Origin of the sequence: Aestuariivirga sp. (assembly GCF_041738905.1) — a bacterium.
In the GTDB taxonomy this organism is placed as follows: Bacteria; Pseudomonadota; Alphaproteobacteria; order Rhizobiales; family Aestuariivirgaceae; genus Aestuariivirga.
Genome location: NZ_JBGSOZ010000053.1, coordinates 1 through 7,253, shown reverse-complemented (window position 1 = coordinate 7,253; position 7,253 = coordinate 1). Strand labels below are relative to the sequence as shown.

General features: G+C 63.6%; 6 protein-coding genes. 3 read left to right on the top strand and 3 right to left on the bottom strand.

Annotated elements, in window-relative coordinates; all coding sequences use genetic code 11:
* The first annotated feature begins 110 nt into the window (after window positions 1-110).
* From ACEW8Q_RS04215 to ACEW8Q_RS04205, 3 genes are read left to right on the top strand one after another with little or no spacing between them, the layout of a single operon-like run.
* Window positions 111-1,667 carry a DNA polymerase Y family protein gene (locus tag ACEW8Q_RS04215; RefSeq protein ID WP_373502804.1) on the top strand — a complete coding sequence of 519 codons (1,557 nt, stop codon included), beginning with the start codon at window positions 111-113 and terminating at the stop codon, window positions 1,665-1,667.
* Entirely contained in the window at window positions 1,664-5,131 is a 3,468-nt protein-coding gene (locus tag ACEW8Q_RS04210) for an error-prone DNA polymerase (RefSeq protein ID WP_373502803.1), read from the top strand. The genes ACEW8Q_RS04215 and ACEW8Q_RS04210 overlap by 4 nt, the downstream gene beginning before the upstream one ends.
* 39 nt (window positions 5,132-5,170) lie before the next feature.
* Window positions 5,171-5,518 (top strand): GIY-YIG nuclease family protein, encoded by a 348-nt coding sequence (locus ACEW8Q_RS04205; RefSeq protein ID WP_373502802.1) that lies wholly within the window; start codon window positions 5,171-5,173, stop codon window positions 5,516-5,518.
* An 89-nt stretch (window positions 5,519-5,607) separates the two neighbouring features.
* On the opposite strand, the gene ACEW8Q_RS04200 is transcribed toward ACEW8Q_RS04205, so the two are convergent.
* From ACEW8Q_RS04200 to ACEW8Q_RS04190, 3 genes are all read right to left on the bottom strand, one after another.
* Window positions 5,608-6,702 (bottom strand): WD40/YVTN/BNR-like repeat-containing protein, encoded by a 1,095-nt coding sequence (locus tag ACEW8Q_RS04200; protein ID WP_373502801.1) that lies wholly within the window; start codon window positions 6,700-6,702, stop codon window positions 5,608-5,610.
* 3 nt (window positions 6,703-6,705) lie between these two features.
* Window positions 6,706-6,975, bottom strand: a complete 270-nt coding sequence (locus tag ACEW8Q_RS04195) for a MoaD/ThiS family protein (RefSeq protein WP_373502800.1) — start codon at window positions 6,973-6,975, stop codon at window positions 6,706-6,708.
* A gap of 64 nt (window positions 6,976-7,039) precedes the next feature.
* Window positions 7,040-7,253, bottom strand: a 214-nt coding sequence (locus ACEW8Q_RS04190) for a tryptophan-rich sensory protein (protein WP_373502799.1), incomplete at its 5' end; no start/stop codon positions are given.

Genomic DNA, 7,253 nt, shown 5'->3' with positions numbered 1-7,253 from the left:
CTCGCGCAGTCCGCCACATGATGCGCTGGCGCCGGGCATCCCGGCCTGGAGCATCGAACTCACCCGCGCCCGGGGCGGCCGTCCCGGCGCCTGGATACTGGAATGGCATCATGCGCTGCATCGTTTCTCTCTGGTTTCCGGATTTTCCCGTGGAGCGATTCATCCGGGGACGGATCAAGACCGGCAGGAAGCCGCCGCCCAAGACCTTGCCCTTCGTGCTGGTTGAGGGCGCCAGCAAGGGATTGCGCGTGGTGGCGGTGAACCAGATGGGGCGGAGCTTCGGCCTCATGCGGGGCATGAGGCTGGCCGATGCGCGGGCACAGGTGCCCGATCTTCTCTCAGAGCCGCACGAGGTGGACGAGGACATGAGCAGCCTTCTGGGCCTGTGCCGCTGGATGGAGCGCTACAGCCCGTGGGTGGCGCCCGATGCGCCCGACGGCATCCTGCTCGACGTCACCGGCATTCCCCACCTCTTCGGTGGCGAGGCGCGCATGATCGCGGACATGAAGTCGCGGCTTGCGCAATATGGCTTTACGGCACGAAGCGGCATGGGCGAAACGCTGGGCGCGGCATGGGCGCTGGCGCGCTACGACGCGAAAGAGCTGAAGCATCTTCCCGTCGAGGCTCTGCGCATCGATGGAGATTCGGCGAAGACGCTGCGGCGGTTGGGCCTCAAGACCGTGGGCGCGCTGATGGCAATCCCGCGCGCTTCGCTCGCCCGGCGCTTTCGCGGCGAGACCATCGGCGAGAACGTGCTGATCCGGCTCGATGAGCTGATGGGGGTGCGCGACGAGCCACTCAATCCGCTGAACCCGCTCACGTCCTTCATGGCGCACCGGGCGCTGATGGAGCCGGTCATCCATCCCGATGGGCTCGAAACCGTGCTCAACGGCCTCGTCAACCAGCTCTGCCGCACGCTGGAAGGAGAGGGTCGGGGGGCGCTGCGGCTCATCCTCAAGCTGTTCCGCACCGATGGCTCGCGCGCCAACCTGCCGGCGGGCTTCTCGGCGGCAACGCATGATCCGCGCCACATGCTGCGGGTGCTGAAGCCCAGGCTCGAGACGGTGGATGCCGGCTTCGGCATCGACGCCATGACCATCGAGGCGCGCGAGACGGGGCTGGCCAAGGTCCAGCAATACGGGTTCATGGAGGATGACAGCACGCTGGGCCTCGAGCAACTGAACGACCGCGTGCTGAACCGGCACGAGATCGAGTTGCTGTCGCTCGATGGGGTGGAGAGTCATATTCCGGAGCGGGCGGAAAAGGCACATGCGTCTCGTTCACATGCTTCCGGTACGGGCGACGGCAAAAGGAAGAAACGCCCTTCGTTGCCCAAGGCGGGAGACGCTGGACGAAACCCGGACGAGGGATCTTCCCGCCCGCTCCTGATCTTCGAGGCGCCGGAGCCCGCCAAGGTCATCGCATCGGTTCCCGACGGGCCGCCGATGCGGCTTACCTGGCGGCGGGTGACCCGGCGCGTGATGAAATCCCAGGGCCCTGAGCGCGTGGCGCCGGAATGGTGGCGGCTGACACAGGGGGAAAGGCCGCGCGACTATTATGTGGTCGAGGATGAGCAGGGCCGCCGCTACTGGCTCTACCGCGAGGGGCTTTACGGCGAAACGGGCGAGGAACAGCCCAAATGGTTCGTACACGGATTATCGGCATGAGCAAGACCAGCTATGCCGAGCTTCAGTGCACGACGAATTTCTCGTTCCTGAGGGGAGCCTCACACCCCGAGGAGTTGGCGGCACAGGCAAAGCATCTCGGTATCGCGGCCCTGGCTGTGACGGACCGCAACACGCTCGCAGGAATCGTTCGTGCACATGGCGCGGCGAAGGATGCGGAACTGCAGTTCGTCGTAGGCGCGAGGTTGGATGTTTCCCCTTCTCCCCTTGTGGGAGAAGGTGGATCGCGCCAGCGGCGCGAGACGGATGAGGGGATGATGGCGGCCCGGAGCAACCCCTCATCCGGCGCTTCGCGCCACCTTCTCCCGCAAGGGGAGAAGGGAGGGCTGTCCCTCCTCGCCTATCCCACGACGCGGAGCGCCTATGGATCGCTCTGCCGCCTCCTCAGCATGGGTCAGCGCCGGGCGGAAAAGGGCCAGTGCCTCATCACGCTGAATGACGTCTGTTCGCACGCGCAAGGGATCATCTTCGCGCTGCTCTCCGAAAGTGCTGATCATCTTTCCGAAATCCGCCAGCGGCTGAAGGCGCCGCTGTACCTCGCGGTCAGCCATCATTATCGCGGCGATGACCGCGAACGGATCAACCGGCTGGCGGAACTGGCGCACAAGCACCAGACGGGGCTGCTCGCCACCAATGACGTGCTCTATCACCACGCCAGCCGTCGCGTGCTGCAGGATGTCGTCTCGGCGATCCGCGAGGGCGTGCCGGTGGCAGAGGCTGGCTACCTGCTCGAAGCCAATGCCGAGCGGCACCTGAAGACGCCGGAAGAAATGGCGCGGCTCTTCCGCGATCACAGCCAGGCCATCGCCAACACGCTCGCCATCGCCAAGGCCTGCCGCTTCTCGCTCGACGAACTCCGTTATGAGTATCCCGAAGAGCCGATCCCGCAAGGGACCACACCGCAGGCCCATCTCGCATACCTCGCAAGGGAGGGTGCGAGTGAGCGCTATCCGCAAGGCGTTCCAGCGAAGGTGAAGGAGAACATCGCCAAGGAACTCACCCTCATCGAGAAGCTCAACTACGCGCCATATTTTCTCACCGTCCACGACATCGTGAGCTACGCCCGCGCTCAGGATCCGCCGATCCTTTGCCAGGGGCGGGGGTCGGCCGCCAATTCCACGGTGTGCTACTGCATCGGAATCACGGCGGTCGACCCCAACCAAAGCGAACTCCTGTTCGAGCGCTTCATCTCGGAGGAGCGGAAGGAGCCGCCCGACATCGACGTCGATTTCGAGCATGAGCGGCGCGAACAGGTGATCCAGTACATCTATCGGCGCTACGGACGCGAGCGGGCAGGTCTTGCCGCCACCGTCATTACCTATCGCGGGCGCTCCGCCGTGCGCGAGGTAGGCAAGGTCATGGGCCTGTCGGAGGATGTGACGGCGACGCTTGCCGGAATCGTCTGGGGCCGCATGAGGGAGGAGATGCATGACGGGCGCCTGAAGGAAGCGGGTCTCGATCCCGACGACCCGCTGCTGGCGAAGGTCATCGAACTCTCCGACGAGATCGCCGGCTTCCCGCGCCACCTCTCGCAGCATGTTGGCGGCTTCGTCCTTACCAAGGGCCGTCTCGACGAGACGGTGCCCATCGGCAATGCCGCGATGGATGACCGTACCTTCATCGAGTGGGACAAGGACGACATCGACGCGCTGGGCATTTTGAAAGTCGATGTTCTGGCGCTCGGTATGCTTACCTGCATCCAGAAGAGCTTCGAGCTGATCGAGGCGTGGTATGGGCTGAAATATTCGCTCGCCACGGTGGAGCGCGAGGACGCGGCCGTCTACGACATGCTGTGCAAGGCGGATTCGGTGGGCGTATTCCAGGTGGAATCGCGGGCGCAGATGAACATGCTGCCGCGCCTCAAGCCCCGCTGCTTTTATGACCTTGTGATCGAGGTGGCGATCGTGCGGCCCGGCCCCATCCAGGGCGACATGGTGCATCCCTACTTGCGCCGCCGCGACGGGCTGGAGCCCGAGGACTATCCAGCACCCCATCCGGACTTCGGGCCGGCGGACGAGCTACGCCAGGTGCTGGGCCGCACCAAGGGCGTGCCGCTGTTCCAGGAACAGGCGATGAAGCTTGCCATGGTGGCAGCCGAATTCACCGCGGGCGAAGTGAATGAATTGCGCAAAGCCATGGCGACGTTCCGGCGGCGCGGCACCATCGGCAGGCTGGAGCAGAAGATGGTGAGCCGCATGGTGGAGCGCGGCTATGACCCCGAGTTCGCGGCGCGTTGCTTCAACCAGATCAAGGGATTTGGCGAATACGGATTTCCCGAGAGCCATGCCGCGAGCTTCGCGCATCTGGTCTATGTCTCGTCGTGGCTCAAGTGCCATTATCCGGAGGTTTTCGCCACGGGGTTGCTCAACTCGCAGCCGATGGGCTTCTATGCCCCCGCCCAGATCGTCCGCGACGCGCGCGAGCATGGCGTCGAGGTGCGGGCGGTGGATGTGAGCCATTCGGGGTGGGACAGCACGCTGGAACTCCCTTCTCCCCTTGCGGGAGAAGGTGGCGCGGAGCGCCGGATGAGGGGTCTTGTTCCGCTAACCCCTCATCCGTCTCGCGCCGACGGCGCGATCCACCTTCTCCCGCAAGGGGAGCAGGAAGAAAGATGCGCCATGCGTCTGGGGCTTCGGGAGGTCGATGGTTTGAAGGCCGAGGATGCCTCGGTGCTGCTGCAATGCCGCGCGCAGGGAAAGCCCCTCACCATTGCAACACTCCACGCCTTCGGGGTGCCCGTGCCCGCGCTTGAAAAGCTCGCCGCCGCCGATTGCTTCCGTTCGCTCGGCCTCGACCGGCGCGCGGCTCTGTGGGAGGTGAAGGCGCTGGCGAAGTCCAAGGCCCTGCCGCTCTTTGCCTTTGCCGACACGCGCGAACAGGGCGATGAGGCGCATGTGGTGCTGCCCGACATGCCGCTCTCCGAGCATGTGGTGAACGACTACCAGACGCTGAAGCTGTCCTTGAAGGCGCATCCCATGCAGTTCCTCCGTACACTGTGCAATGAGCGCAAGGTGACCGACAATGCGAGATTGAAGAACGTCAGGAACGGCGCGCTGGTGACGGTCGCGGGCGTCATTCTGGTGCGGCAGCGGCCGGGCTCGGCCAAGGGCGTCGTGTTCCTCACACTCGAAGACGAGTTCGCGGTGTGCAATGCGGTGATCTGGCCGCAGGTGCTGGAAACGCATCGCGCCATCGTCATGGGCTCGCGCCTCATGCTCATCAAGGGCCGCGTGCAGCGCACGGGCGACATCATCCATGTCGTCGCGACGGCGATCGAGGACAAGACGCCATGGCTGGCGCTTCTCACCGAAGACGGCACGCTGATGAAGAATTCACTGGCCCGCGCCGACGAAGTTGCAAGGCCGGGGCCTGACCCCTACCAGCAACCCGCCGCACGGCATCCACGGAATGTAAGGGTCATTCCGAAGAGCAGGGATTTTCATTGATGGCGTAAGGATCCCCGGGACAAGCCCGGGGATGACGGAATGAAGGAATTCGTCATGGTCGTGCTTGTCACGGCCATCTGGTTCGGACACATTCCATCGATGCGCTCTGGCTACTTGTACTTCGTGACCAATCGACCTCATGGAGTGCTTTATGTGGGTGTCACATCAGATTTGTCCCGGCGCATTTATGAACATCGAGAGGGTCTGCTGCCCGGCTTCACCAAGAAGTACGGATTAAGGCAACTCGTCTACTACGAGACATTTCCACTTGTCGTGGATGCCATTCAGCGCGAGAAAAACATCAAGCACTGGCCGCGGCAGTGGAAAGATAATCTGATCGCAACGATGAACCCGGAGTGGCGCGATTTGTATGATGAGTTGATGTGAGACCAAAAGATCCCCGCGACAAGCCCGGGGATGACGGACAAAGGGAATTCGTCATGGCCGGGCACATCACGGCCATCTCGACTCAGGCATTACGCAAACCGCACCGCATGCACGGGTGGCAGGGTGGTGCTCACCGTCGTCCACGAGTCGCCCTGGTCCTCGCTCACCCACAGGTTTCCCGTCGTCGAGCCGAAGGCCAAGCGGTCGCCGGTGCCGTCGCCATCCAATGCGTGGCGGAAGACGATGTCGTAGGCGTGCTGCTGCGGAAGGCCGTTTGACAGCACATCGAAGCTCTTGCCCCCGTCACGCGTGCGCGTCACCACCAGCTTGCCCTCGACGGGATAGCGCTTCTCGTCCTTGATGCCGGGCACGAACCAGGCGGTGTCGGGATCCTTCGGATGCACCACGACGCCGAAACCGAAGCTCGATGGCTTTGCCTTCACCTCCGTCCAACTCTTTGCGTTGTCGGTCGATTTCCAGATGCCGCAATGGTGCTGCACCCAGAAGCGCTCGGGGTGAGACGGCGATTGCACCATCATGTGCGGGTCCTGCGTGTCCGGGTCATCCGCCGTCGGGCCATCGTCGAAGCGCATGCCGTGGGCCGACTGGCGCCAGTTCTTGCCGCCATCCTCCGTCACCCACACGCCGCCGCAGGAAATGGCGATCCGCACCGTCCGGGACGAGCGCGGATCGACGCAGATCGAATGGATGCCGGGAATGTCGGCACCGCCGCCCAGCCACTTGTTGCGATCCGGCATGAGCCAGAGGTTTTCCATCATCTCCCACGTGTCGCCGCGATCGGTTGAGCGGAACAACCCACCCGGCATGGTGCCAGCCCAAAGGTTGCCGGGCTCGTCGGCTCCGCCCGTCTCCAGCGCCCAGATCATCTGCGTCGTCCATTTCACCGGCTTGCCCCAGCCGTCGCGGTCATCGAGGCCCTCGGGCTTCGGCGGGTAGGCGGGGGTCGCAATCTCGGTCCATTCCCCGCCCTTGTCACGCCGATGCAGCTTCACCCCGAAGTGACCATGGTTCAGAGCCGCATAGTCCGTGCCGTCACGCGGGTCGTGCAGGGCGAGGGTGACGTTGTCGCCCAGGAAGCCCGAATCCGAGACCTCCCACCCGTGGCCATTGCGTGCCACCTCGAACAGACCCTTACGGGTCGACACCAGAATGCGATCAGACATGATTCATCCTCCGGACAGGGCCTGCATGACCCAGACTTCGCTTGTTTCCGTGACAGGATCTGTCAGCTTCTCGATGTCGCTGATGCGCGTGCCATCGACGAGGATGGTCATGTGCTTGCGCAAGCCGCCCTGGTCATCGAGCACATAGGTGCCCAGCCCGACCTGGCTGGCAAAAACCTTTGCCAGCACCTCGCGGACGGTTGCGCCCTCGGCCTCCATGCTCTGACAGTCTACATGGCGGCGCAGATTGGCTGTGAAGAACACCCTTGCCATCGTGCCATCGCTTGTCGATCCCGGCAGCAGTCTAGCGCGAAAAGACGAGGTTGAAAACCGGCTCTCAGTTCATCCGCCAGATGGTGAAGTTGAGGAATGCCGCGAAGCTCACCCATGCGAGGTAGGGCAGCATCAGTGAGGGGATGTCCCGCTCAATGTAGAAAATTGGAGTGAGGTTGGCGTTGCTCTCCTCGAGCCGTAGGCTCGGGGTGTTCAATCCTGAATGGAGAGCAACACCATGAAGAAAGCTACCACGTCTATCGAGGCGCTTGCCAGTG